This is a genomic window from Prauserella sp. PE36, assembly GCF_003311655.1.
GTDB classification, from domain to species: Bacteria; Actinomycetota; Actinomycetes; order Mycobacteriales; family Pseudonocardiaceae; genus Prauserella_A; species Prauserella_A endophytica.
Genome location: NZ_QEQT01000050.1, coordinates 119,400 through 144,070 on the forward strand (window position 1 = coordinate 119,400; position 24,671 = coordinate 144,070).

Here is a 24,671-nt window from a genome sequence, read left to right on the forward strand (position 1 = left end):
GCTTTTTTGGGTTGTCGTTGGAGGCGGCGGGAGATGAACGAGTCCCATATTCCCGCGCCGTATAGGCCATTATACACCAGTCTCGTGAGAACCTCGGTGAGACGTAACCCATGGCAGGAGGTCGAGCGTGTCCCCACGAGTCACCGTCGAACGCGACGGGCAGGTCCTGTTGATCGGCGTCAACCGGCCGGACAAGCGCAACGCTTGGGACCGGCAGACGATCGACGAGGTCGCCCTCGCCTACGACCGGCTCGCCGACGACCCGGAAGCCAGGGCCGGTGTGGTCTTCGGCCACGGCGAGCACTTCAGCGCCGGGCTCGACCTGGGAGACGTGTGGCCGGCGGTCACCGAGCACGGTCCTGACGCGCTCGCGGGCGCGGGGCGACACGATCCCTTCGGCCTGTGGAAGGAGCCGGTGCCGAAACCGGTGGTGATGGCCGTGCAGGGCATCGCCTTCACGCTGTCGATCGAGCTGGCGCTCGCGAGTGACATCGTGATCGCCGCCGAGGACGTCCGATTCCGGCAGCTGGAGATCGGGAGAGGCATCCTCCCCTTCGGTGGTGCGACGCTGCGGGCGCCCGCCCAGCTGGGGTGGGGCAACGCGATGAAGTTCCTCCTCACCGGCCAGGAGTTCGGGGCGGACGAGGCGTACCGCGTCGGCCTCGTGCAGGAGGTCGTGAAACCCGGTGAGCAGCTGGACCGCGCCATGGCATTGGCCAAGCTGATCGCGGCGCAGGCACCGCTCGGGGTACAGGGCACGCTGGCCAACGCGAGGGTGGCCCTTCGGTCGGGCTCGGAGCGGGCCGCCGCCGAGCATCTCCGCGCGACGCTGCCCGGCGTGGTCGTTAGCGAGGACGCGAAGGAAGGCCTACAGAGCTTCCTCGAACGCCGCGAAGCCCGCTTCACCGGTAAGTGACCAACAGCCCCAAGGCCACCTTCGCCGTGCCCACGACAGAGGTGGCCTTGGGGCGGCTACGAAAACAGGCTCACGGGCCAGGGCGCTGGACGTCCCCTCGCCAGGCGCCGGTCTCACGGCCGCGCTCCTCGATGAACTTCTTGAACCGCTGAAGGTCACCGTTGACGCGCTGGTCGATCATGCCGGTCTTGTCGGCCACGTTCTCGGCGAAGCCCTCGGGGTCGATGTCCATCTGGGCCGTCACCCGGGTCACGTTGTCGCCGATGCGGTGGAAGGTGATCACGCCGCCGTGGTTGGGCCCGGAGTCCGACGTCCAGGCGACGCGCTCGTCGGGGTGCTGTTCGGTGATGGTGGCGTCGAACTCCCGCGTGCTGCCGCCGATCTTCGTGACCCAGTGGGTGTGGGTCGCGTCGAGCTGACGGACCTCCTCGACGCCTTCCATGAACTCCGGGAAGGACTCGAACTGGGTCCACTGGTTGTACGCGGTCGAGACCGGAACGTTCACGTCTACGGCCTTGGTGATCGTGCTCACCACACACTCCTTGTCTCGCTGGGGGACGACGCGACGGTTGTGCATCACGTCTTGCAGTTCGGGTACCCGCGCCGGCATGACATACACATCAGCCCCGGAGCCGGACCCGGCCACCGTCGAAGCCGTCGGCAAGCTCACCGAAGCGCTCGAGACCGTGGAGGTCGCGCGCGGACACCTCTACGCCTTCCACCGGCTCACCGGCACGGCGGACTTCACACTGGACGAGGCCATCGACCTCCTGCGCCACGCAGGCCACCACGACCTGGCGGAACGACTGGAGACGGAACTGCTCGGCCGCAACGTGCTCCCCGGCCGGTGGACCTACCAGGTCGTGGAGGACTACGAGGACACCTACTACGACGTGTTCCGCGCGTTCGAACGACAGGCCCGCGAGCTGACCGGCGGCAGGCGGCACCTGCACGAGGCGGAGCTGAAACGCAACCGCCGCACCGACGGGCTGCGGGGACACGAGGCGTTTCCGGGCGAGCCGGTCGCCTGATGCAGACCTTCCTCCCCCACCCCGGCTTCCTCGACTCCGCGCACGTGCTCGACCGGCGCAGGTTGGGCCGCCAGCGCGTGGAGGCGCTGCAGATCCTGCGCGGCCTCACTGTGCCCACCTACGGCTGGCGGCACCATCCCGCGGTGCGGATGTGGACCGGCTACGAGGAGGCACTGACCCGGTACGGCCTCGACGTGTGCGCCGTGTGGTGCGCCGAAGGCCACGCCGACACCTGCGCCGGCAAACTGAGGGCCGACCTGGCCGGGGCCGTCGGCATCACCGAGCCAAGGACGCAGGCGGAGCTGGCCGAGGCCGGTGAGGTGCCGCCGTGGCTCGGCGACCATGCCTTCCACCGCAGCCACCAGTCCGCGCTCGTCCGCAAGGACCCCGCCCACTACCGCCGCTGGTTCCCCGCCGTGCCCGACGACCTGCCGTATGTGTGGCCCGCGTCCGATCGGACGCGACGCGCCGCGTGAGCGAGCGTTTCACCCGGTGCGCAGAGGGAACTCCGCTGGGGCGAGCCGAGGAGGAGTCACATGGAGCCCGCTGCCGACCTGCCCGAACCGCGCTCACTGTGGATCGACAGCGCCCCCGCCCCGGTACGCGCAGATCGTGCCCTGCCCACCGAGGCCGACGTCGTCGTGATCGGCGCGGGCATCGCCGGACTCACCACCGCGTACCTGCTCGCGCGCGACGGCCGCTCCGTGCTCGTGCTCGAGGCGAAGGAGATCGCCGCGGGAGTCTCCGGGCACACGACGGCCAAGCTCAGCGCGCAGCACGCCCTCAAGTACGCCGGGCTGGAGCGCGCCAAGGGCCGCGAGGCGGCGGTGCGCTACGCCGAGACCCAGCATGCCGCTGTGGACTGGATCGCCAAGACCTCGACCGAACTGGGCATCGACTGCGACTTCGCCCGCCGCGACTCCTTCGTCTACACCACCGACACCGACCGGCTCGACGAGTTGAAAGCCGAGGCCGACGCCGCCGCGAGGGCCGGGCTGCCCGCGTCGTTCACCGACGACATCGGGCTCGACATCCCCGCCGTCGGCGCCGTCCGCTTCACCGGGCAGGCCCAGTTCCACCCCCGGCGCTGGCTGCTCGGCCTCGCCGACGAGATCGACCGGCTCGGCGGGCACATCGCCGAGCGCACACCCGCACAGGCCGTGACCGAATGGCCGACGCTGAGCGTCCGCACCCCACGCGGGCGGGTCCGAACCGACCACGTCGTGGTGGCCACCCACTACCCCATCCTCGACCGTGGCCTGTTCTTCGCCCGCCTCGACCCCGTGCGCGACCTCGTGGTCGCCGGTCCGGTGCCGGTGGAACGGATCCCGGCCGGCATGTACCTCGACGCCGTCACCCACCACTCGGTGCGCGGCTACGACAGCGGAGCCGAGCCGATGGCCGTCGTCGGCGGCGAGCACTACCGCACCGGCGAGAACCTCGACGTCGAGGCCCGGCACCGCAGGCTCGCCGCGTGGGCGCGAGACCTGCTGGAGCTGCGCGTCACCCACCGGTGGTCGGCCCACGACATGTCCACTCCCGACTCCGTCCCCTACGTCGGCCGGTACCACCCGCTCACCGGCCGGGTGTGGGTGGCCACGGGCTTCGGCCAGTGGGGCATGACGGGCGGCACCGCGGCCGGGCAACTGCTGCGCGACCTGATCCTGGGCGAGGAGAATCCGGCGGCTTCGCTGTACGACCCCAACCGCGCGCACCTGCGCTCGGCGCCCGAAGTGGTCAGGGACAACGTCGCCGTCGCCCGGCACCTCGTCGGCGACCACGCCCGCGCCCTGCGCACACCGTCCGAACTGGACGGCCTGCCCGCGGGTGAGGCCACGGTCACCCGCGTCGGCACCAGGATGACCGCGGCCTACCGCGCGCCGGACGGCGAGCTGCTCGCCGTGAGCGCCCGCTGCACCCACCTCGGCTGCCTGGTCACCTTCAACAACGCGGAACGGACGTGGGACTGCGCCTGCCACGGCTCGCGGTTCGGCACCGACGGCTCGGTGATCCAGGGCCCGGCGACCCGGCCGCTGCGCCGGCTCAACGAGGGACCGGACGACTGAGCCCGGCCCGCAAGCTGGGCGTCGAGGAGGAGTTCCTGCTCGCCGACCCGGTCGCCTGGCACACCGTCCCGGCCGCTGCCGACGTGCTCGCCCGTGCCGAGCCCTACGCGGGCACGTGCCAGCCCGAGCTGCGAGCGAGCCAGGTGGAGGCCGCCACGGCCATCCGCTCCACCCGCACGCAACTCCACGCCGATCTGCTGGCGGGCAGGCGGGTGCTCGGCGCCGCAGCCGAGCGCGCGCACGCCGTTCTCGTCTCCTCTGGTGCGCCCGTGCTCGCCGGACCCGAACCACCCGGGGGACCCGATGCCCGGTTCGCGCTCATCGACGGGCGCTACCGCGCGCTCGTCAGCGGCTACCAGGCCTGCGGATGCCACGTGCACTGCGAGGTGCCGGACCGCGACCACGCCGTCGCGGTCGTGAACCACCTGAGGCCGTGGCTGCCCACGCTCCTGGCGCTGTCGGCCAACTCGCCGTTCGCCCACGGCCGCGACACCGGGTACGCCAGCTGGCGCATCATCGAGCAGTCCCGCTTCCCCGCCGCGGGAATCCCGCCCTGGTTCGCCTCCTTCGGCGAGTACCGGTCCGAAGTGGACCGGCTGCTGGCGTGTGGCGCGCTGGTGGACGACCGCATGACGTTCTGGCTGGCCCGCCCGTCCCCCACGCTGCCCACCGTCGAGGTACGGGCCGCCGACGCGGCCACCACCGCCGACGAGGCCCTGCTGCAGGCGATGCTGACGCGGGCGCTCGTCGACGCCGCACTCGCCGACCTCGCGGCGGGCCGGGAAGCACCTCACGGCAACGACCGCGTCGCCGCCGCGGCGCTCTGGTCCGCCGCGCGGTACGGCCTGACCGGGCCCGCCGTCGACCCGTGGCACGAGTGCGCGCGCCCGGCGAACGAGCTGGTGGCCCTCCTGCTCGAGCGCACCACGGCCGCGCTTGAGGAGACCGGCGACCTCGCGCTCGTCCGCGAGCTGCTCGCCCGGCTGTCGCGGCGCGGCACCGGCGCGCAACGGCAACGCCGCATCGCCGTGCACGGACTGCGTGGCGTCATGCGCGCGCTCGCGGCCGACACCCTGAGCCCGCTGTGACGAGCCCGGCGTTTCCTTTTCCCTGTTCGGGGGCATCACCGAACCATGCGTTTGCGGCGTAGTGACCCGTCCACGCCGGGTATCCGCAGACAACGGCGGGGCCGCGGTTTCAGCTACCGGGCTCCGGACGGCTCCCCCGTGACCGACCCGCGCACGCGCGACCGCGTCGACGGCCTCGTGATCCCGCCCGCGTGGCGCCGGGTGTGGATCTGTCCCGATCCCGACGGGCACATCCAGGCCGTCGGCTTCGACGACGCCGGGCGCCGCCAGTACCTCTACCACCCCGAATGGCGCCGGGCGCGTGACGAGGAGAAGCACGAGCGGGTGCTCGCGCTCGCAGGCAGACTGCCCGAAGTGCGCGAGACCATCCAACACGATCTCGCTCGCCGGGGTCTCGACCGGCGCCGCGTCCTCGCCGCCGCGCTGCGCATGATCGACCGCGGTGTGTTCCGTACCGGCGGTGAGGAGTACCTGGAGGCCAACGGGTCCCGTGGCGCCACGACACTGCTGCGCGAGAACGTGCGCATCCGCGGCGACGAGCTGACCTTCTCCTACACCGCCAAGGGCGGGCTCGAACGCGAGCTGACCATGCGCGACGGTGAGCTCGCCGCGGTGCTCAAGGCCCTGCGGCGGTGCCGGGCCGAGACCGACCGGCTGTTCGTCTGCCGCGACGGCCGCGGCTGGCACGAGCTCCACGCGGGCGAGGTCAACGAGCGGTTCAAGGAACTCGCCGGCGACGAGTTCACCGTCAAGGACCTCCGCACCTGGAACGCGACCGTGCTCGCCGCCGTCGCGCTCGCGGCGTCCGACCGGCCCTCCTCCCAGCGCGGCCGCAAGCGCGCGGTCACGGCCGCCATGCGCGAGGTGGCCGAGGAGCTGGGCAACACCCCCACGGTGGCGCGCAAGTCCTATGTGGACCCGAGGGTGATCGAGGCGTACGAGGACGGCGCCACCGTGGAGGCCGCCGTGCGCCGCGTGGGCAGGGAGGGCATCCGCACCGACCGCGACCGCGACCGCGTCGAGCGCGCCGTGGCCAGGATGCTGCGCCGCTACCGCGCGTAGACCGCGTCGTGCAGCCGCCGGATCAACCCCGCGTAGAGCGGCCCGGCCGGCCCGGCCCTCGCCAGTGCGGCGCGGGCGGCGTTCGCGCCCGGCCCACCGTGCACCGCTCCCCCGGGATGCGCCGAGGCGCCCGCGAGGAACAGACGATCGATCGGGGTGTCGGCCCGCCCGAGGCCGGGCACGGGCCGGAAGACCAATTGCTGGTGCATGGCGGCGCTGCCCGCGTTGACAGCGCCCTCGACGAGGCTCGGGTTGGCACGCTCCAGCTCGCGCGGCCCCTGCGGGTAGCGGCCGCGGATCCGGCTCCGGAAGCCCGGCGCGTGCCGCTCCACGATCGCCTCGATCCGGTCGGCGTAGCGGCGCAGCCGGTCGGGGTCCCACGCGTGCCCGCGCGGCACATGCGTGTACGCCCACGCCGTCTCGGTGCCCTCCGGCGAGCGTGTCGGGTCCGCCGTGCTCATCTGACCGACGACGAGCATCGGCTGCTCGGGCACGCTGCCCGCCGCCAGCTCCGCGCTGTAGCGGGACAGGCCGGGCAAATCGTTGTCCAGATGCACCGTCCCGGCTCCGGCCGCCTGCGGGTTGCTCCACGGGATCGGCCCCGACAGCGCCCAGTCGACCTTCACCGTGGCGTCGTCCCACTGGAACCGCCGCAGGTCCGTCACGAACCGCGACGGCAGCGCATCCTCCCCCACCAGGCGCAGGTACAGCGTCGGCGCGGGCACGTCGGCCAGCACCGCGCGGCGCGCCCGCACCCGGGCGCCCGAGGCGTCGGCGACCCCCAGCGCCCGGCCGCGCGCCGTCAGCACCCCCGTCACCTCCCGGCCACACGCGACGCGCCCTCCCCTGGCCGCCAACCGCTCCACCAGCGCGCCGCTGAGCCGGCCCGCGCCGCCCTCCGGCACGGGAAACCCGACGTCCTGGCCGAGCATGCACAGCAGCCAGCCGAACACGGCGCTGCCCGCGTGCCCCGGCCCCAGATCGGTGTGCAGGGCGTTGCCCGCGAGGAGCAGCCGGGCTCCGTCGCCGCCGAAGCGCTCCCGGCCGAACGCGCGAGCGGGCATCGTCACCATGCGCGCCAACCGCAGCCCGTCGGCGACGCCGAGCGCGCGGAACAGCCCCGCCGCGGACCGCACCGGCGGGAACGGCGTGAACAGCGCGTCCAGCAACCGGTCCCGGATCGCCGACCACGCGGCGAACTCCTCGGCCCACGCCCGCCCGTCGGCGGGGTCGAACTCCGCGAGCGACGCCATCGTGTCCTCCAGCGAGCGGGACACCACGGCGCACCGGTCGTCCGGGAGCACGTGCGCGAGCACCGACGGCGCGTGCCGCCAGCGCAGCCCGTGCTCCTCCAGCCGGAGGCCCGCGATGACGGGCGAGGCCGCCGCCAGCGGGTAGAAGGCGCTGAAGACGTCGTGGTGGAAGCCGGGCTCGATCAGCTCGGCCGTCCGCACCGCTCCCCCGGGGCTGCCGGCGGCCTCCAGTACCAGCACGGCCCAGCCCGCGTCGGCGAGAAGGTTCGCGGCCACCAGGCCGTTCGGGCCCGCTCCGATCACGACCGCGTCGGCGGTCTCGTCAACGCGTTCCACGCCACGCTGGCTTCCCCCGCGGCTGTCCCACTACACCTGGGGTTTCGGACCACCCTCCACCGGGGACCTTCCGGGACATGAGGATCGTCGTCACCGGCGCGAGCGGCAACGTCGGCACCGCACTGCTGCGCCTGCTCCGCCACGAGCCGGGGTGGAGCGTCACGGGCGTGGCGCGCAGGCCGCCGGACCGAGGCCAGGAGCCGTACGACCGGGCCGGCTGGGTCGCGTGCGACCTCGGCGGGCCGGTGGCGCCCGACGTGCTGCCCGGGGTGCTCGACGGCGCTGACGCCGTGGTGCACCTCGCGTGGGCGATCCACCCCCGCCGCGGCGATCCGCCCATGCGGCGCACCAACGTCGTCGGCACCCGCAACCTGCTGCGGGCGGCGGGCGAGGCAGGGGTGCCCCACGTGGTCGTGGCGTCATCGGTGGCCGCCTACTCGCCCCCGCCCCGGTGGTCCCGCGTCACCGAGGGCTGGCGGCGCGACGGCGTCCCGCAGAGCGCCTACAGCAGGGGCAAGGCGTGGCTGGAACGCGAGCTCGACGAGTTCGAGCAGCGCACGCCCACGACCGTCACGGCGCGCATCCGGCCGTGCGCGATCCTCCAGCACGACGCCGCGGGCCAGTTCGCGGGCTGGCTGCTGAGCACGCTGCTGCCCGGCCACGCGGTCGGCAGGCCGTGGCTGCCGCTGCCGCTGTGGCCCCGTCTGCGCGGTCAACTCGTGCACTCCGCCGACGTCGCCGACGCGCTGCGGCTCATCCTCGCCCGCCGCGCCGCGGGGGCGTTCAACCTCGCCGCGGAACCCGTGCTCACCGCCGGGGACGTCGCCGCCGGGCTCGGCGGGCCGCGGCTACCCGTGCCCCGGCGCGTGGCCACGGCGCTCGCGTGGCTCACGTGGCGGGCCGGGCTGCAACCCGTGCACCCCGGCTGGCTCGCACTCGCCGATCAGGCCGCGCTCGTCGACACCACGAAGGCGCGCGCGGAACTCGGCTGGGAACCCGCGCACAGCGCGCACGAGACGCTCGCCGAGTTCACCACGGGGCTGCGCGCGGGCGCCGGAGCCGGCAGCGCCCCGCTCGCGCCGCCGCCGTCCGGGGTGCCCGAACGCCTGCAGGCCGTGCCGTGGGGCAGGCCGAGCCACCAGTCTCAGGCCTGAGGCTTGCTGTCCCCGCTCGCGCGGGCCACCACGATGTCGGAGAGCCGGGCCAGCGCCTCGGCGTTGCGGGGTTTCAGCAGCAGCGCCTGCGCCGCAGCCGGAACCAGCCCGGCCGGTCCCGACACCGCTTGCTCCTCCATGATCACCCTGGTCGCGCCGTCCTCCTCCGGCCGCAGCGTGAACCGCACCCGCGCCCGCCCGAGCACCCACAGCCGAGCGTCCAGCTCCAGCAGCTCGTCCTGGCGCACCGCCACCACCGTCGAGGTGTCCGGCACCTGCACCGGCCACATCCCCGCGCTGTGGTGGATCCGGCTGCCCTCGGCCGGCCAGTCCCGGTCGACCTTGCGGATATGGGCGTTTCCCACCACCCAGCCCGCGTACGACCAGCCATCGGCCAGCACCCCGAACACCGCGTCCGGCGGGACCGGCATCACCCTGCTGACCCCGATCATCGCGTCGCCGCCCTTCGTCATGGGGACCACGTACCCGCCGCTGAACGACCCCAACCGCGGAGCCGGTTCTGGTCATGCCCCATGGGCGGCATACTCGACGCCGTGACCCAGAGTCTGGCCGGCCTCAGACCGGTCCTGCTGACCGTGGACGACGACCCGAGCATCTCCCGCGCCGTGGCACGGGACCTGCGCCGTCGCTACGGCGAGCACCACCGGATCGTGCGGGCCGAGTCCGGCGAGCACGCACTGGAGGCACTGCGCGAGCTGATCCTGCGCGGCGACCAGGTGGCCGTGCTGCTCGCCGACTACCGGATGCCCGGCATGACGGGGATCGAGTTCCTCGAGCAGGCCATGGACCTCTACCCCGCCGCGCGGCGCGTGCTGCTCACCGCCTACGCCGACACGGGCGCCGCCATCGACGCGATCAACGTGGTGGACCTCGACCACTACCTGCTCAAGCCGTGGGATCCGCCGGAGGAGAAGCTCTACCCCGTCGTCGACGCACTGCTCGACGCGTGGCGCACCGCCGACCACACGCCGGTGACCGAGACCAGGGTGGTCGGCCACCGCTGGTCCGCCCGGTCGCACGAGGTCCGCGACTTCCTGGCGCGCAACCAGATCGCATACCGCTGGTACCTCGCCGACGAGCCCGACGGCAGGCGGCTGCTCGACGCGGCGGGCACCGACGGGCTGCGGCTGCCCGTCGTGGTCGCGCCCGGCGGCGAGACACTGATCGAACCGAGCGACGCCGAGCTGGCCGAGCGCGTCGGGCTCTCGACGGTGCCGTCGGCCGACTTCTACGACGTCGTCGTGATCGGCGGCGGGCCGGCGGGGCTCGGCGCGGCCGTCTACGCGGCGTCGGAGGGGTTGCGCACCGTGCTCGTCGAGCGCACCGCCACCGGAGGTCAGGCCGGGCAGAGCTCCCGCATCGAGAACTACCTCGGCTTCCCCGACGGCGTGTCCGGCTCGCAGCTCACCGACCGCGCGCGCCGGCAGGCCACCAGGTTCGGCGCCGAGGTGCTGACCACCCGCCACGCGGTCGGCCTCGAGGCCAACGGCTCCGCACGGTCGGTCCGCTTCGCCGACGGCTCCGAGCTGCACGCCCACGCGGTCATTCTCGCCACGGGCGTGACCTACCGGCAGCTCGGCGCACCCGGCTGCGGCGAGCTCACCAGCCGCGGCGTGTTCTACGGCTCCGCGCTCACCGAGGCCGCCAACTGCGCCAACGAGGACGTCTACATCGTCGGCGGGGCCAACTCCGCGGGGCAGGCCGCCGTCCACTTCGCCCAGCACGCCCGGTCGGTGACCCTCCTGGTGCGCGGCCCGTCGCTGGAGGCGTCGATGTCGCACTACCTGATCCAGCAGATCGCCACGCTGCCGAACGTCTCGGTCCGCCCGTGCACCGAGGTGGTGGCGGCACACGGCACCGAGCACCTCGACAAGCTCGAGCTGCGGCACATCCCCAGCGGCGCCGTGGAGACGATCGACGCGTCGTGGCTGTTCGTGTTCATCGGCGCCAGCCCCCACACCGGCTGGCTCGACGGCGTCGTGGCCCGCGACGACGCCGGGTTCGTCCTCTCCGGACCGGACCTGGTGGTCGACGGCAGACGGCCACCAGGCTGGACGCTCGACCGCGACCCCTACCACCTCGAGACCAGCCTGCCCGGTGTGTTCGTCGCCGGGGACGCCCGCGCCGACTCCATGAAGCGGGTCGCCTCCGCCGTCGGCGACGGCGCGATGGCGGTCGCACTCGTCCACCGCTACCTGGAGAAGCCATGACCACGCGGCCCTGCGACGCCGAAGAGCTGCGCACCCTTTTTCTGTTCGAGAAGCTCACCGACGAGCAGCTCGACCGGCTGTGCCACGAGGGGTACGTCAAGGCCGTCGAGCCCGGCGTCCTCTTCGCCGAGGGCGACCCGGCCACGTGCTTCTACGTCCTCATCGAGGGCGGCGTCGCGCTGTCCAGGAAGGTCGGCGACGACGAGGTGGAGATCCAGCGCACCACACAGCGCGGGGTCTACGCCGGGGCGTGGCATGCCTACCTCGGCGACCGTGTGCCCCAGACCTACAACAACACCCTCACCGTCACCGAGCCGTCCCGGTTCTACGTGCTGGACGCCGAGAAGCTCGCCACGGTGATGCGCGAGTGGTTCCCGATGGCCGTGCACATGCTGGAGGGCCTGTTCTTCGGGTTCCACAACACCCAGCAGGTCATCGGGCAGCGGGAGCGGCTGCTCGCGCTCGGGTCGCTGTCGGCGGGGCTCACCCACGAGCTGAACAACCCGGCCGCCGCGGCGGTGCGGGCCACCGGGGCGCTGCGCGAGCGCGTCACCGCGATGCGGCACAAGCTGAGGCTCATCGCCGCGGGCCCGTTCGACCGGGCCACCCTCGAGTCGCTGATCCTGCTTCAGGAGGACGCCGTCGAGCACGCCGCCAAGGCCACGGCGCTGAGCCCCATCGAAGCGGGCGACCGCGAGGACGCCGCCTCCGACTGGCTCGACGACCACGGCATCGGCGGCGGCTGGGAGATGGCGTCGACGTTCGTGGCGGCCGGCCTCGGACCGGACTGGCTGGAGAAGGTCGCCGCGACCGTCGGCGAGTCCAGCCATCTGGAGGGCGCCATCCGCTGGCTGTACTACACCATCGAGACCGAGCAGCTGATGAGCGAGATCGAGGACTCCACCACGCGGGTCTCCAGCCTCGTCGGCGCGGCCAAGCAGTACAGCCAGCTCGACCGCGCTCCTAATAGGACGGTCGACGTGCACGAGCTGCTCGACAGCACGCTCACCATGCTGGGCCGCAAGATCGGAGACGGCGTCACCGTGGTCAAGGACTACGACCGGAACCTGCCGCCGATCCCCGTCTACGCCGCGGAGCTCAACCAGGTCTGGACCAATCTGATCGACAACGCGGTGTCGGCGATGGGCGGCAGCGGCATGCTCACAGTGCGCACGGCCGCCGACGGCGACCGTCTGCTGGTCGAGATCGGTGACACCGGCCCCGGCGTGCCAGCCGAGATCCGCGGCCGGATCTTCGACCCGTTCTTCACCACGAAGCCGTTCGGCGAGGGCACCGGACTCGGGCTGGACATCTCGTGGCGGATCGTGGTCAAGAAGCACCGGGGCGACCTGCGCGTGGAGTCCGTTCCCGGCGACACCCGGTTCCAGGTCCGCCTGCCGCTGCGCCCCGAACCCGCATAGTCGCCGGCGCACCGGGTACCCGCCCGGCATGACGTCCACCAACGCTCCGCTGCGCGCGCTCGCCCTCGCGTGCAGCCTAAAACCGTCGACCGAACGCTCGAGCAGCCAGCTCATCGCCGAGCAAGTGCTCGGCGAGCTGAAGTCCCACGGCGTTGAGGGTGATGTGGTGCGCGTGGTGGACCACGACATCAAGCCCGGCGTGGAGCCCGACATGGGCGACGGCGACGAGTGGCCACGGCTACGCGAGCGGATCGCCGAGGCGGACATCCTCCTGATCTCGACGCCGACCTGGGTGGGGCACATGTCCAGCGTCGCCCAGCGCGTGCTGGAGCGGCTCGACGCGGAGCTGTCGGAGACCGACGACGAGGGCAGGCCGTCGATGTTCGGCAAGGTCGCCGTCACCGCCGTGGTGGGCAACGAGGACGGCGCGCACAAGATCACCGCGGACCTGTACCAGGCGCTCGCCGACACCGGCTTCACCATTCCCGCACAGGGCGGCACCTACTGGAACAGCGAGGCCATGAACCCCACCGACTACCAGGACCTCGACGAGACGCCGAAGGCCGTGGCCTCCACCAACGCGACCCTTGCCCGCAACGCCGCGCACCTGGCGCGGCTGCTGCGCGCGAACCAGTACCCCGCTGGGTGAGGCGGGACACACCCGTCCGTGTCCTACAGTGATCGACCGGCCCAGTCGGAACGATCCTGGCGGAGGACATGGCAGAGCAGCGGGGTGTCTTGAGGAAGGTCGCCGACTTCGCGGGCCGGTGGTTCGCGCTGCTCGTGCTGCTCGGCGCGCTCGCGGGCATGGTCGTGCCGGACCAGGCCGCGCAGCTCTCCGGCTACGTGCCCGTGTTGCTCGGCGTGATCATGTTCGGCATGGGGCTGACCCTGCGCGCCGCGGACTTCGCGCTGGTGCTGCGCCGTCCGCACGCCGTGCTGATCGGCCTGCTCGCCCAGTACCTGATCATGCCGCTGACGGCGTGGGGCATCGGCTCGCTGTTCGGCTTCAGCGGCATGCTGATGATCGGCATGATCCTCGTGGGCGCCGCGCCCGGCGGCACGGCCTCGAACGTGATCGTCTACTTCGCCAGGGGCGACGTGGCACTGTCGGTGACGCTGACCTCCGTGTCGACCCTGCTCGCGCCGCTGCTGACCCCGTTGCTGGTGCTGTGGCTGGCCGGATCGGACCTGCCCGTCGGCTTCGGCGACCTGTTCTCGTCGATCCTCCAGGTGGTGCTGCTGCCCATCGTGGCGGGCGTGGTGGTCCGCGCGCTGGCGGGCCGCCTCGTCGCGCGGGTGCTGCCGTACCTTCCGCTCGTGTCGTCGGGCGGCATCCTGCTCGTGGTGGCCGCCGTGGTCGGCGCCAACGCCGACGTGATCCTGACCAGCGGCCTGCTGCTCGTGCTCGCGGTGATCGCCCACAACTGCGCCGGGCTGCTGCTCGGGTACACCGCCGCCCGGCTCACCGGCCTCGACGAGTCCGCCGGCCGCGCTGTCAGTTTCGAGGTGGGAATGCAGAACTCCGGCCTGGCCGCAAGCCTCGCGACGACGCACTTCGCCCCGCTCGCCGCGTTGCCGGCCGCGCTGTTCTCGGTGTGGCACAACGTGTCCGGCGCGCTGCTCGCCACGTTCTGGGCGCGGCGCGGCACGCCGGCCCCGGCCGACGAGGAGGCCGCGGCCTGAGCGCTCGCGTAGCGCACACAGCGTGTACCCGACCGCGGCGAATGAGGTGGGGTCACGGGGTCAGCGCATCAGCTGCGCCACCACCACCTGGAACTGGCCGGGGCTCGTCGGCGGGGCGTCGAGGGCCCACATGAGGTCGCCGGTGAGGGCGCGGCGGGTGGTGCCGTCGTCGGTGCCGTTGCCCTCGCAGCCCGCGTAGCGCACGAGCACCTCCTGGGACCGGTCGTCGGCACGCAGGTGCAGCAGGATCAGCTCCGGGCCGTAGTCGTACTCGGGCGCGCAGCTCTCCGGATCGTCGGGGCCCGCGCCCTCCGGCGCCGTCAGCACCGCCGAGGCGAGCCGCAGCGCCTCGTCACCGCTCACCACGCGTGCCGCGAGCAGTGGCGGCCCGCTCGGCACGGCGTCGCTGCGGGCGTAACGGCAGACCGAGACCGACCGGACCTCGCCCGGCGCCAGCGGTCCACCCGGCTCCGGCCGGTAGCCGCGGCCCTCCGCGGCGGGATGCATCGGTCCGCACCCGAGGGCGAGCTCCTCGCTCGTGGGCCGCAGCGTGCCGAGCACCTGCGCCCGCAACGCGTCGTTCGCGGAGAACAGCGTCACGAACACGCCGTCGAGCTCCCGCGTCTCCTCCACCCAGCCCCCGTCGAACTCGCGGATGCCCACCTCTCCGGAGTCCTCGAACGTCAGCCACTGCTCCCGCTCGGCCAGGGGCGGGTACTGCGAAGGGCAGCCGACCGCCCGCATGCCGGCGGGCCTGCCGACCGCGCCGGACCTCAACGGCGGTCGCTCCGCTTCCGGGGTCCTCGAGCACCAGCTCGGGCCGGGAACCCCGTAGCCCCACGACGTGGGTACCCCGATCGCGACGCCCCGGTACGACTCCCACCGCCAGCCCTGCGGAAGCACCGGCTCCGCCACCGGGTCGCCGCCCCTGTCCTGAGCCAGCAACACGGCCCCGAGCGACAGCACCACGACGGCGAGCACCACGGCCGCCACCGCCCCGAACCCGCGCCGCGTCCGCCGGGTGGACGTTCTCGCGAGCACCCGCTCGGCCAGACCGTCGGAGGAGGGTGCCCCCTCGGCATGGCGGCGCAGCGCCCCGGTCAGCGCCTCGGCGATCCGGTCGTCCTGCTCGGTCATGGCGAGCTGACCTCCTCCTCGTCATCGGCCAGCCGGGTCCGCAACGTCGCGAGCGCACGGTGGATCTGCGAGCGCACGGTGCTGACCGAACAGTCGAGCGTGGCCGCGATCTCCGCGTCCGAGCGGCCCTCGTAGTAGCGCAGGACCACGGCCGCGCGCTGTTTGCGGGGCAGCGAGCGGCACAGCAGCCACAGCGCGTCCTCGATGGCGATACGGTCCGCGGGGTCGTCGATTTGCCCGGCCAGCCCCGCGACGTCGGCAACGGGCTGTTCCCGGCGCAGCGACCTCCGCCACCGCGAGGTGTGGGCGTTGACGACGCTGCGCCGCAGGTACGCGCCGGGGTCACCGTGCGCGACGATCCGCTCCCACCTCGGGTAGGCCGCCACCAGCGCGTCCTGCACGGCGTCCGCCGCGCGGTCGCGGTCGGCCGTCAGGAGGTAGGCGAAGCGCAGCAGGGCACCGCCGTGGACGTCGATCCACGCCTCGAGGTCCGCCGCCACGCCGTGACCGTCCACGAACCACCTCCACCCCTACCCACGCGGGAAGGGGCGGGCGCATTGCACCCGGGCGGTTTTCGTGTCCGGTTCGTGACGCTACCGCTCGCCGTCGCCGTCGAGGATGCCCGTGAGGACCTCCAGCGCGCGGGAGCGGTGCGCGTCCAGCTCCGCGACGAGCGCGTCGGCGTCGCGGCGGCGCACTGCCTCCAGGATCGCGTCGTGCGCGTGCACCGTCTCGGCCCGCTCCTCCGGCGAGTTGTAGTACAGCGCGCGATAGGACTCCGTGGAGTCCCAGAGCAGCCGGATCAGGCGCATCGTGTGCACCTGGTCCGGCGACTCCAGCATGCCGAAGTGGAACCGGCGGTTGGCGGCGAGCTCCGCCGCGACATCCCCGCGCTCGGCCGCCTCCGCGCAGTCGCGGGCCGCGAGCGCGATCCGCTCGATGGCGTCGTCGTCGAGGGTGGGCAGCGCCTTGCGCGCGGCCCGCTCCTCGAGGAGCTGCCGCAGCGCGTAGATCTCCGCGAGGTCGCTCGCCCACAGCTCGGTGATGAAGTAGCCGCGCCGGGGCCGGTACTCGACCTGGCCCTCCTGCTCCAGCACCCGCAGCGCCTCGCGCACCGGCGCGACGCTCACGCCGAGGTTGTCGGCGATCTCCTCCTGCCGGACCCGCTGGCCCGGCCGGAGGTCGCCGGCGATGATGGCCCGGCGCAGGCCCTCCAGCGCGTGCTGTGCCGTGGTGCCGGGGCCGGACTGACGCGTGCTCACCGCTCGACCCTATCCGTGTCTCGTCAGCGGAACGCCTGGATCCCGGTGACGGCACCGCCGATGACGAGCGAGTGCACGTCCGCGGTGCCCTCGTAGGTCACCACCGACTCCAGGTTGTTCATGTGCCGGATCACCGGGTACTCCAGCGTGATCCCGTTGGCGCCGAGCACCTGCCGCGCCGTGCGCGCCACGTCGAGCGCGGCGTTGACGTTGCCCAGCTTGCCCATGCTGACGTGCTCGGGGCGCAGCCTGCCCTCGTCCTTCATCCGGCCGAGGTGCAGTGCCAGCAGCGTCGCGCGGTTCACCTCCAGTGCCATGTTCGCGAGCTTCTGCTGCTGCAGCTGGAACGAGGCGATGGGCTTGCCGAACTGCACGCGCGTGGTGCTGTAGTCGAGCGCGGCCTCGTAGCACGCGCGCGCGGCGCCGGCGGCGCCCCACACGATGCCGTAACGCGCCTCGTTGAGGCACGACAGCGGTCCGCGCAGCGACGTCGCGCCCGGCAGCATCGCCGAGGAGGGCAGGCGCACCTCGTCGAGGATCAGCTCGGAGGTCACCGACGCGCGCAGCGACATCTTGCTGTGGATGTCCTGCGTCGTGAAACCCTTGGTGCCCTTCGGGACCACGAAACCGCGCACGCCCTCGTCGGTGCTGGCCCACACCACGGCGACATCGGCGAGGGAGCCGTTGGTGATCCACATCTTCTGGCCGCGCAGGATCCAGTCGTCGCCGTCGCGGCGGGCGTAGGTGCGCATCGAACCGGGGTCGGAGCCGGAGTCGGGCTCGGTCAGGCCGAAGCAGCCCACGGCCTCCCCCGCCGCCATGCGCGGCAGCCACTCCTGCTTCTGCTCCTCGGAGCCCCAGCGGTGGATCGCGTACATCGCGAGCGAGCCCTGCACCGACACGAGGCTGCGCACGCCACTGTCGCCCGCCTCCAGTTCCAGGCACGCGAGGCCGTAGGCGGTCGCGCTGGCCCCTGCGCAGCCGTAGCCGTCGAGGTGCATGCCGAGCACGCCGAGCTTGCCCAGCTCACGCGGCAGTTCACGGGGAATCCGGCCCTCCTCGAACCACTCGCCCACGTTCGGGACGACGTTGTCGCGGACGAAGGACCGCACGACATCGCGGATGTCGCGCTCCTCGTCCGAGAGCAGGTGGTCGATCGCGAGGAAGTCGCGCGGGTCGAGTGCGGCGGCGCTGCTGTGACTGGGCATCGTGCTGATTCTCCTTGACGTGGTCCTGGCGAGACCATAGCTTAGATTTTCGAAAATCTAAACGAGGGGATTCGTACCCATGAGCTCGTCACTGGGCGACCTGCGCGTCGTCGACTTCTCCCGCGTGCTGGCCGGGCCGTTCGCCACGATGCTGCTCGCCGACCTCGGCGCCACCGTGACCAAGATCGAACGTCCGGGCACCGGCGACGACACGCGCGGCTGGGGTCCGCCCTTCGACGAGAGCGGCCAGGCCACCTACTTCCAGTCGGTCAACCGCAACAAGGAGAGCATCACCCTCGACCTCACCGACGAGGCCGATCTGGAGCGGGCCCGCGCGCTCGCCCGCGAGGCCGACGTCGTGGTGGAGAACTTCCGGCCCGGCCTCATGGAGCGGCTGGGGCTCGGCTACGACGACCTGCGCGCGGACAACCCCGGGCTCGTCTACTGCTCGATCACGGGCTTCGGCCGCGACCGGGGCGCCGAGCTGCCCGGCTACGACCTGCTCATCCAGGCGCTGGGCGGGCTGATGAGCATCACGGGCAGCCCGGACGGCGAGCCGCAGAAGGTCGGGGTGGCCGTGGTCGACGTGTTCGCCGGCCTGTTCGCCACCGTCGGGATGCTCGCCGCCGTGCGCCATCGCGACGCCACCAGTGAGGGCCAGCGCGTGGAGATCAACCTGCTGTCGTCGCTGCTGGCCGCACTCGTCAACCAGGGCACCGGTTACACGGCGGGCGGGGTGGTTCCGGCGCGGATGGGCAACGCGCACCCGAGCGTCGCCCCCTACGAGGTGCTGCCGTGCGGTGAGGGGGACCTGGTACTCGCGGTCGGCAACGACCGGCAGTTCGGGGTGCTGTGCGAGCGGCTCGGCGCGGCCGGGCTGGCCGAGGACTCGCGCTACGCCACCAACACCGCGCGCGTGGAGAACCGCGAGACGCTGCGCGCCGAGCTGGTGCGCCTGCTCGCGGAGCGGCCAGCCGCCGACTGGGCCAAGGAGCTCAGCGCGGCGCGGGTGCCCGCAGGGGTGGTCAACGACCTCGCCGGCGCGTTCCGGCTCGCCGCGGACCTAGGCTTGGACCCGATCGTCAGCATCCCGCGCGACGACGGCACCGCCGCGCGCCTCACGCGCAACCCGATCGGACTGTCGGCCACTCCCCCCGCCTACCGCAGCGCGCCCCCGCCGCTGAGCTGAGTCCGGACGCTCAGTCCTCGGCGAGCAGCCACTCCAGCCTGGCCAGCGCCACCGAGGCGCGGGGATCGCCCGAGGGCAGCTCGCGCGCGAGCCGGTCGAAGACCTCGGCGTCGTACTGCCCGGTCTCGCTCTGCCCGAACGCCCACAGTGCGTCGAGGTCGCGGTGGTCCAGCACGGCCGACCGCAGCGCCGCCACCAGCTGGTCGCGCTCCGCGCGGATCGCGGGCGCGTCGGAGCGGGCGAGCAACGGCGCGGGGCACGCCGCCGCGGCGGCCGCGACATCGCCCTCGCGCAGCGCGGTGCGCACGGTCAGGAAGTCGGCGTCGACGTCGGCGCACAGCTGGTAGGGCTTGGCGCGCATGGCCTGCGCCCCGAGCTGCGTGCGCAGGCGGTGGATCTCGGCGCGCACGGTGGTCGGGTTGCCGTCGTCGCCGTAGAGCTGCAGCGCGAGCTGCTCGGCGGTGAGCCCCGCCGGGTGCAGGGCGAGCAGCGCGAGGATCTCCGCCCGCCGCAGCGTGAGCGGCAGCTCCCTGCCGTTGATCACAGCGACGGGGTTGTCGCCGAGGAACGTCAGCGTCAGGGTGGGCCTGCGGGTGGTCGAGGGCGGCTTCACGCGCAGGAGGTAGCCCTCCGGCAGCGGCTCCAGCCTCGCCTCCCTGCCGTCGTCGAGCAGGATCCGGTCGCTGCCGTGGCCCACCGCGACGCGCTTGGGCCAGTGCCCGAGCCGCTCGGCGGCGATCACGCGCCCGGTCGGGGTGAGCAGCGCGCCGGGCTCGCCGCGCAGCCGCGCCAGGTGCGGCATGTTCCTGGTCAGCAGCTGCTCGTCCAGCAGCTCCATCCGTCGCCGCAGGTGGTTCTCCGCGAGCTGGGCGGTGGCGTTGACCAGCGAGACCGTGGCCGGGTGCAGCGCGTCGAGCAGGCCGCTGATGTCGATCGCGCCGAGCACGGCGCCGGTGTCGGGGTCGTGGATCGGCGCCGCCGCGCACGTCCACGTGTGGTAGGTCCGCACGAGGTGCTCGGCGGAGTAGATCTGCACGGGGGCGTCCAGCGCGAGCGCCGTGCCCATCGCGTTGGTGCCGATCGACTCCTCGGCCCAGCGGGTGCCCTCACACAACCCGACCGGGTCCGCCTGCGCGCACAACCCGGCGGGTCCCTCGCGCCACAGGATGGTGCCCTCGGCGTCGGTGACGATCATGACGTGCTGGGACTCGTCCGCGATGCTGACCAGCAGTTCCCGAAGCGGTGGCAACACGGCCTGCAGCGGGTGCGCGGAGCGCACGTCGGCCAGTTCGTCGGGCTGGTAGACGACCGGAGGTCGGTAGTCCTCCGGGTCGATGTGCGCTGCGAGTGACCGTTGCCAGGACTCGGAAATCACCGAACGAGGTGATGCGGGCGGACGGCTGCCACTGAGCGTGGCCTCTCTGACCTCCTGCAGCAACGCGAACTGCGCCGGCGGATCCGCTGACAGGCTCAGGGTTGTCGCGGGGCCCGCGGTGTTCACGGTCTCGGCTTTCATCGGCACTCCACGGCAACGTCGACGAGGGCTGCTCGGCCGGAACATAGGCGAAACGAACGCTCCGGTCCAGCAGGCAGCATGCCGGGCGTCCCCTCGTTCTGCAAGGCAACTCCCACCTACGGCCCACCTGCGGCGACGACCTCGTGCAACGACACTGCAACGTCGCGTTACCTACGTTGGCTGCCGGTGCGCCGAGGAAGCACGCGCCGATCACCAACAGGAGGGTTGCCACATGACGAAGTACGCGGCGCCGGGCGAAGCCGGCAGTGTCGTCGCCTTCGAACCGCGCTACGACCACTTCATCGGCGGGGAGTACGTGGCGCCGGCCAAGGGCGCCTACTTCGAGAACCCCACCCCGGTCACCGGCAAGACGTTCACGGAGATCGCCAGGGGCACCGCCGAGGACGTCGACCGTGCCGTCGCCGCCGCGAACGGAGCCGCCGCGGCGTGGGGCCGCACCGCGCCCGCCGAGCGCGCGGCGGTGCTGAACAAGATCGCCGACCGGATGGAGCAGAACCTCGAGAAGCTCGCGGTCGCCGAATCGTGGGAGAACGGCAAGCCGGTGCGCGAGACGCTGGCGGCCGACATCCCGCTGGCGATCGACCACTTCCGCTACTTCGCCGGCGCCATCAGGGCGCAGGAGGGCGCGATCTCGCAGATCGACGCCGACACCGTCGCCTACCACCTGCACGAGCCGCTGGGCGTGGTCGGCCAGATCATCCCGTGGAACTTCCCGATCCTCATGGCGACGTGGAAGCTCGCGCCCGCACTGGCCGCGGGCAACTGCGTGGTGCTCAAGCCCGCAGAGCAGACCCCCGCGTCGATCCACGTGCTGATCGGGCTGATCGCCGACCTGCTGCCGCCCGGCGTGGTCAACGTCGTCAACGGCTTCGGCGTGGAGGCGGGCAAACCACTCGCCCAGCACAAGGATATCCGCAAGGTCGCGTTCACCGGTGAGACCACCACCGGCAGGCTGATCATGCAGTACGCCAGCGAGAACATCATCCCGGTGACGCTGGAGCTCGGCGGCAAGAGCCCGAACATCTTCTTCGCCGACGTCGCCTCCGCCCAGGACGCCTTCTACGACAAGGCGCAGGAGGGCTTCGCGATGTTCGCGCTGAACCAGGGCGAGGTGTGCACGTGCCCGTCGCGCGCACTGGTGCAGTCCTCGATCTACGACCGGTTCGTCGGCGACGCCGTCACCCGCGTCGGCAAGATCAAGCAGGGCCACCCGCTCGACACCGACACCATGATCGGCGCGCAGGCCTCCAACGACCAGTTCGAGAAGATCCTCTCCTACATCGACATCGGCAGGCAGGAGGGCGCGAAGGTCCTCACCGGTGGGGAGAAGGCCGACCTCGGCGGCGAGCTGTCCGGCGGATACTACATCCAGCCGACCGTGTTCGAGGGCGACAACAAGATGCGGATCTTCCAGGAGGAGATCTTCGGCCCGGTGGTGTCGGTGGCGAAGTTCGACGACTACGACGACGCCATCAAGATCGCCAACGACACCCTGTACGGGCTCGGCGCCGGTGTCTGGTCGCGCGACGGCAGCACCGCCTACCGCGCGGGCCGCGACATCCAGGCCGGTCGCGTGTGGACGAACTGCTACCACGCCTACCCGGCGCACGCCGCGTTCGGCGGCTACAAGCAGTCCGGCATCGGTCGCGAGAACCACAAGATGATGCTGGACCACTACCAGCAGACGAAGAACCTGCTCGTGTCCTACTCCCCCAACGCGCAGGGCTTCTTCTGATCATGGCCGTGAACCGGGTGGCTCTCACCGAGGACGCCGCGGCGTTGCTGCGGCGCCTCGCCGCCGACCACGGGCCGCTGATGTTCCACCAGTCCGGCGGCTGTTGCGACGGTAGCGCGCCGATGTGCTACCCGGCGGGCGAGTTCCGCACCGGCGGTTCCGACGTGCACCTCGGCGACCTCGACGTCGCCGGGGTGCCCTCGCCGGTGCCGGTGTGGATGTCGGCGGCGCAGTTCGAGTACTGGAAGCACACCCACCTGACCATCGACGTCGTAGCGGGCCGGGGCAGCGGGTTCTCCCTGGAGGCCCCCGAGGGTGTGCGGTTCCTGATCCGGTCCCGGCTGCTCACCGACGAAGAACTGACCGAACTGGACCACTGAGGCGAACGGAGAGAACGGACATGGGCGGCTACGCCGACGTCTACGCGGAGAGCCTGAGGGATCCGGAGGGGTTCTGGCTGTCGGCGGCCGGGGCGGTCGTGTGGTCTCGGCGACCCGGCAGGGCGCTCGACGACAGCCGCCCTCCGTTCTGCCGGTGGTTCCCCGACGGGGAGCTCAACACCTGTCACAACGCGCTCGACCGGCACGTGGCGGCAGGAAACGGCGACCGGCTCGCGCTCGTCCACGACTCCCCCGTCACCGGCGAGACCGCGCACTACACCTACGCCGAGCTGCTGAACGAGGTCGCGCGCTTCGCCGGTGCGCTGCGCGGGCTCGGCGTCGGCAAGGGCGACCGCGTGGTGATCTACCTGCCGATGGTGCCGCAGGCGGTGATCGCGATGCTCGCCTGCGCGCGCCTCGGTGCCGTGCACTCGGTGGTCTTCGGCGGGTTCGCGCCGAAGGAGCTGGCGGTGCGGATCGCCGACGTGGCGCCGAAAGTGGTGGTGTGCGGCTCGTGCGGCGTGGAGCCGACGCGCGTGATCCCCTACAAGCCCATCGTGGACGAGGCGATCGCGGCCGCGGGCGGGCCGAGGCCGTCGGTGGTGGTGTTCCAGCGCGAGCGGCTGCGTGCCGAACTCGGCGAGCACGACCACGACTGGAACGATCTGCTGGCCTCGGCACAGCCGGCCGAGTGCGTGCCGGTGGCCGCGACCGATCCGCTGTACGTGCTCTACACCTCCGGCACCACGGGCAAGCCGAAGGGCGTGGTGCGGGACAACGGCGGGCACGCGGTCGCGCTGGCCTGGAGCATGGCCAACATCTACGACATCGGCCCCGGCGACGTGTGGTGGACCGCGTCGGACGTGGGCTGGGTGGTCGGCCACTCCTACATCGTCTACGGGCCGCTGCTGGCAGGCGCCACCACGGTGCTGTACGAGGGCAAGCCCGTCGGCACGCCCGACGCGGGCGCGTTCTGGCGGGTGATCGAGCAGTACGGCGTGAAGGCGCTGTTCACCGCGCCCACCGCGATGCGAGCGATCAAGCGGGTGGATCCCGAGGCCCGCGAGGTGGCGAAGTACGACCTGTCGAGCCTGCGCACGCTCTTCCTCGCCGGGGAACGGCTCGATCCGGAGACCCACCACTGGGCCGGGGAGTCGCTCGGCGTGCCGGTGGTGGACCACTGGTGGCAGACCGAGACCGGGTGGGCGGTGGCCGCGAACCCGCGTGGGCTGTCCCCGCTGCCGATCAAGCCTGGTTCGCCGTCGGTGCCGATGCCGGGCTACGACGTGCGCATCCTGGACCAGGACGGCGAGGAGCTGCCCTCGGGCTCGGAGGGCGCGATCTGCCTGCGGCTGCCGTTGCCGCCGGGCACGCTGCCGACGCTGTGGGGTGACGACGACCGGTTCGTCGCGTCGTACCTGTCGCGCTACGACGGCTACTACCTGACGGGCGACGGCGGCTACCTCGACGAGGACGGCTACCTGTTCGTCATGGGCCGCACCGACGACGTGATCAACGTGGCCGGGCACCGGCTGTCGACCGGTGCGATGGAGGCCGTGCTGGCGGCGCACCCCGCGGTCGCCGAATGCGCGGTGATCGGGGTGCCCGACGAGCTGAAGGGGCAGCTGCCACGCGGGTTCGTGGTGCTCAAGGCCGGCGCCGAGGTGCGGGAGGAAGCGCTGCGCGAGGAGCTGGTGGCCGCGGTGCGTGCCGACATCGGGGCCGTGGCCGCGTTCCGGCAGGTGTCCATCGTCGACGCGCTGCCGAAGACGCGGTCGGGCAAGATCCTGCGGGCGAGCATGCGGGGCATCGTCGAGGGCAAGCAGGTTCCGGTGCCATCGACGATAGAGGACCCCGCCGTGCTGGACGCGCTCCGCGAGGTCCTGCGCTCAGGCCGGTGAGGTGACCAGCTGGTCCTCTGTGGCCAGACGAGCTCCGCGGACGCGGCCCGGACACGTCGGCGCAGGCCGTGTCCCGCG

Annotated in this window: 23 protein-coding genes; 15 read left to right on the plus strand and 8 right to left on the minus strand. The window is 72.4% G+C overall.

Features of this window, described 5'->3' with window-relative positions:
- The first annotated feature begins 127 nt into the window (after positions 1–127).
- Positions 128–916 carry a crotonase/enoyl-CoA hydratase family protein gene (locus tag DI005_RS11595; RefSeq protein WP_112269486.1) on the plus strand — a complete coding sequence of 263 codons (789 nt, stop codon included), beginning with the start codon at positions 128–130 and terminating at the stop codon, positions 914–916.
- A gap of 70 nt (positions 917–986) precedes the next feature.
- Here the strand turns inward: DI005_RS11595 and DI005_RS11600 are convergent, their stop codons facing one another.
- On the minus strand, positions 987–1,448 hold the full coding sequence (locus DI005_RS11600) for an SRPBCC family protein (protein WP_112269484.1): 462 nt from the start codon (positions 1,446–1,448) through the stop codon (positions 987–989).
- Positions 1,449–1,524: 76 nt separating this feature from the next.
- Here DI005_RS11600 and DI005_RS11605 point away from each other — a divergent pair, with 76 nt between their 5' ends.
- Genes DI005_RS11605 through DI005_RS11625 form a run of 5 tightly spaced genes read left to right on the plus strand, consistent with a single transcriptional unit; the run spans position 1,525 to position 6,163 of the window.
- Positions 1,525–1,947, plus strand: coding sequence for a hypothetical protein (locus tag DI005_RS11605; protein ID WP_112269482.1), 423 nt, complete (start codon positions 1,525–1,527; stop codon positions 1,945–1,947).
- Positions 1,947–2,423 carry an MSMEG_6728 family protein gene (locus DI005_RS11610; protein WP_112269481.1) on the plus strand — a complete coding sequence of 159 codons (477 nt, stop codon included), beginning with the start codon at positions 1,947–1,949 and terminating at the stop codon, positions 2,421–2,423. The genes DI005_RS11605 and DI005_RS11610 overlap by 1 nt, the downstream gene beginning before the upstream one ends.
- Before the next feature lie 60 nt (positions 2,424–2,483).
- Positions 2,484–4,013 (plus strand): FAD-dependent oxidoreductase, encoded by a 1,530-nt coding sequence (locus DI005_RS11615; protein ID WP_113642111.1) that lies wholly within the window; start codon positions 2,484–2,486, stop codon positions 4,011–4,013.
- Positions 3,908–5,101, plus strand: a complete 1,194-nt coding sequence (locus DI005_RS11620) for a glutamate--cysteine ligase (protein WP_228713764.1) — start codon at positions 3,908–3,910, stop codon at positions 5,099–5,101. Before DI005_RS11615 ends, DI005_RS11620 begins: the two co-directional genes overlap by 106 nt.
- 45 nt (positions 5,102–5,146) lie before the next feature.
- The gene (locus DI005_RS11625; RefSeq protein WP_113642112.1) at positions 5,147–6,163 is read left to right on the plus strand and encodes a DNA topoisomerase IB; all 1,017 of its coding nucleotides are present in this window, start codon (positions 5,147–5,149) and stop codon (positions 6,161–6,163) included.
- On the opposite strand, the gene DI005_RS11630 is transcribed toward DI005_RS11625, so the two are convergent.
- Positions 6,151–7,752 carry an NAD(P)/FAD-dependent oxidoreductase gene (locus DI005_RS11630; protein ID WP_113642113.1) on the minus strand — a complete coding sequence of 534 codons (1,602 nt, stop codon included), beginning with the start codon at positions 7,750–7,752 and terminating at the stop codon, positions 6,151–6,153. The two genes, DI005_RS11625 and DI005_RS11630, sit on opposite strands and share 13 nt — an antisense overlap.
- A 77-nt stretch (positions 7,753–7,829) precedes the next feature.
- Between DI005_RS11630 and DI005_RS11635 the strand changes: the two genes are divergently transcribed.
- Complete coding sequence (locus DI005_RS11635) at positions 7,830–8,906, plus strand: NAD-dependent epimerase/dehydratase family protein (protein ID WP_113642114.1); 1,077 nt, start codon at positions 7,830–7,832, stop codon at positions 8,904–8,906.
- On the opposite strand, the gene DI005_RS11640 is transcribed toward DI005_RS11635, so the two are convergent.
- On the minus strand, positions 8,897–9,358 hold the full coding sequence (locus DI005_RS11640) for an SRPBCC family protein (RefSeq protein WP_112269635.1): 462 nt from the start codon (positions 9,356–9,358) through the stop codon (positions 8,897–8,899). The two genes, DI005_RS11635 and DI005_RS11640, sit on opposite strands and share 10 nt — an antisense overlap.
- A 102-nt stretch (positions 9,359–9,460) precedes the next feature.
- Between DI005_RS11640 and DI005_RS11645 the strand changes: the two genes are divergently transcribed.
- From DI005_RS11645 to DI005_RS11660, 4 genes are all read left to right on the plus strand, one after another.
- Positions 9,461–11,137, plus strand: coding sequence for an FAD-dependent oxidoreductase (locus DI005_RS11645; protein ID WP_228713762.1), 1,677 nt, complete (start codon positions 9,461–9,463; stop codon positions 11,135–11,137).
- Positions 11,134–12,558, plus strand: a complete 1,425-nt coding sequence (locus tag DI005_RS11650; RefSeq protein ID WP_113642116.1) for an ATP-binding protein — start codon at positions 11,134–11,136, stop codon at positions 12,556–12,558. Before DI005_RS11645 ends, DI005_RS11650 begins: the two co-directional genes overlap by 4 nt.
- A gap of 28 nt (positions 12,559–12,586) precedes the next feature.
- Positions 12,587–13,207, plus strand: coding sequence for a flavodoxin family protein (locus DI005_RS11655; RefSeq protein ID WP_112269467.1), 621 nt, complete (start codon positions 12,587–12,589; stop codon positions 13,205–13,207).
- Positions 13,208–13,275: 68 nt separating this feature from the next.
- Positions 13,276–14,244, plus strand: coding sequence for a bile acid:sodium symporter family protein (locus DI005_RS11660; protein ID WP_112269465.1), 969 nt, complete (start codon positions 13,276–13,278; stop codon positions 14,242–14,244).
- Between the two features lie 60 nt (positions 14,245–14,304).
- Here the strand turns inward: DI005_RS11660 and DI005_RS11665 are convergent, their stop codons facing one another.
- From DI005_RS11665 to DI005_RS11680, 4 genes are all read right to left on the minus strand, one after another.
- Entirely contained in the window at positions 14,305–15,381 is a 1,077-nt protein-coding gene (locus DI005_RS11665) for a hypothetical protein (RefSeq protein ID WP_113642117.1), read from the minus strand.
- Positions 15,378–15,896, minus strand: a complete 519-nt coding sequence (locus DI005_RS11670) for a SigE family RNA polymerase sigma factor (RefSeq protein WP_112269461.1) — start codon at positions 15,894–15,896, stop codon at positions 15,378–15,380. The genes DI005_RS11665 and DI005_RS11670 overlap by 4 nt, the downstream gene beginning before the upstream one ends.
- A 78-nt stretch (positions 15,897–15,974) precedes the next feature.
- Positions 15,975–16,643 (minus strand): GntR family transcriptional regulator, encoded by a 669-nt coding sequence (locus tag DI005_RS11675; protein ID WP_112269459.1) that lies wholly within the window; start codon positions 16,641–16,643, stop codon positions 15,975–15,977.
- A gap of 23 nt (positions 16,644–16,666) precedes the next feature.
- On the minus strand, positions 16,667–17,851 hold the full coding sequence (locus tag DI005_RS11680; protein ID WP_113642118.1) for an acyl-CoA dehydrogenase family protein: 1,185 nt from the start codon (positions 17,849–17,851) through the stop codon (positions 16,667–16,669).
- 79 nt (positions 17,852–17,930) lie between these two features.
- On the opposite strand from DI005_RS11680, the gene DI005_RS11685 reads away from it, so the two are divergent.
- Positions 17,931–19,040: a CaiB/BaiF CoA-transferase family protein gene (locus tag DI005_RS11685; protein WP_113642119.1), complete on the plus strand. Its 1,110-nt coding sequence runs from the start codon at positions 17,931–17,933 to the stop codon at positions 19,038–19,040.
- 10 nt (positions 19,041–19,050) lie between these two features.
- On the opposite strand, the gene DI005_RS11690 is transcribed toward DI005_RS11685, so the two are convergent.
- Positions 19,051–20,556, minus strand: coding sequence for a helix-turn-helix domain-containing protein (locus DI005_RS11690; protein WP_112269453.1), 1,506 nt, complete (start codon positions 20,554–20,556; stop codon positions 19,051–19,053).
- A 232-nt stretch (positions 20,557–20,788) separates the two neighbouring features.
- Between DI005_RS11690 and DI005_RS11695 the strand changes: the two genes are divergently transcribed.
- From DI005_RS11695 to DI005_RS11705, 3 genes are read left to right on the plus strand one after another with little or no spacing between them, the layout of a single operon-like run.
- Positions 20,789–22,312: an aldehyde dehydrogenase family protein gene (locus tag DI005_RS11695; RefSeq protein ID WP_112269451.1), complete on the plus strand. Its 1,524-nt coding sequence runs from the start codon at positions 20,789–20,791 to the stop codon at positions 22,310–22,312.
- 2 nt (positions 22,313–22,314) lie between these two features.
- On the plus strand, positions 22,315–22,692 hold the full coding sequence (locus DI005_RS11700) for a DUF779 domain-containing protein (RefSeq protein WP_112269449.1): 378 nt from the start codon (positions 22,315–22,317) through the stop codon (positions 22,690–22,692).
- A complete protein-coding gene (locus tag DI005_RS11705) occupies positions 22,689–24,593 on the plus strand; it encodes a propionyl-CoA synthetase (protein WP_255565693.1) in 1,905 nt (634 codons plus the stop codon). Before DI005_RS11700 ends, DI005_RS11705 begins: the two co-directional genes overlap by 4 nt.
- The last annotated feature ends 78 nt before the right edge of the window (positions 24,594–24,671 follow it).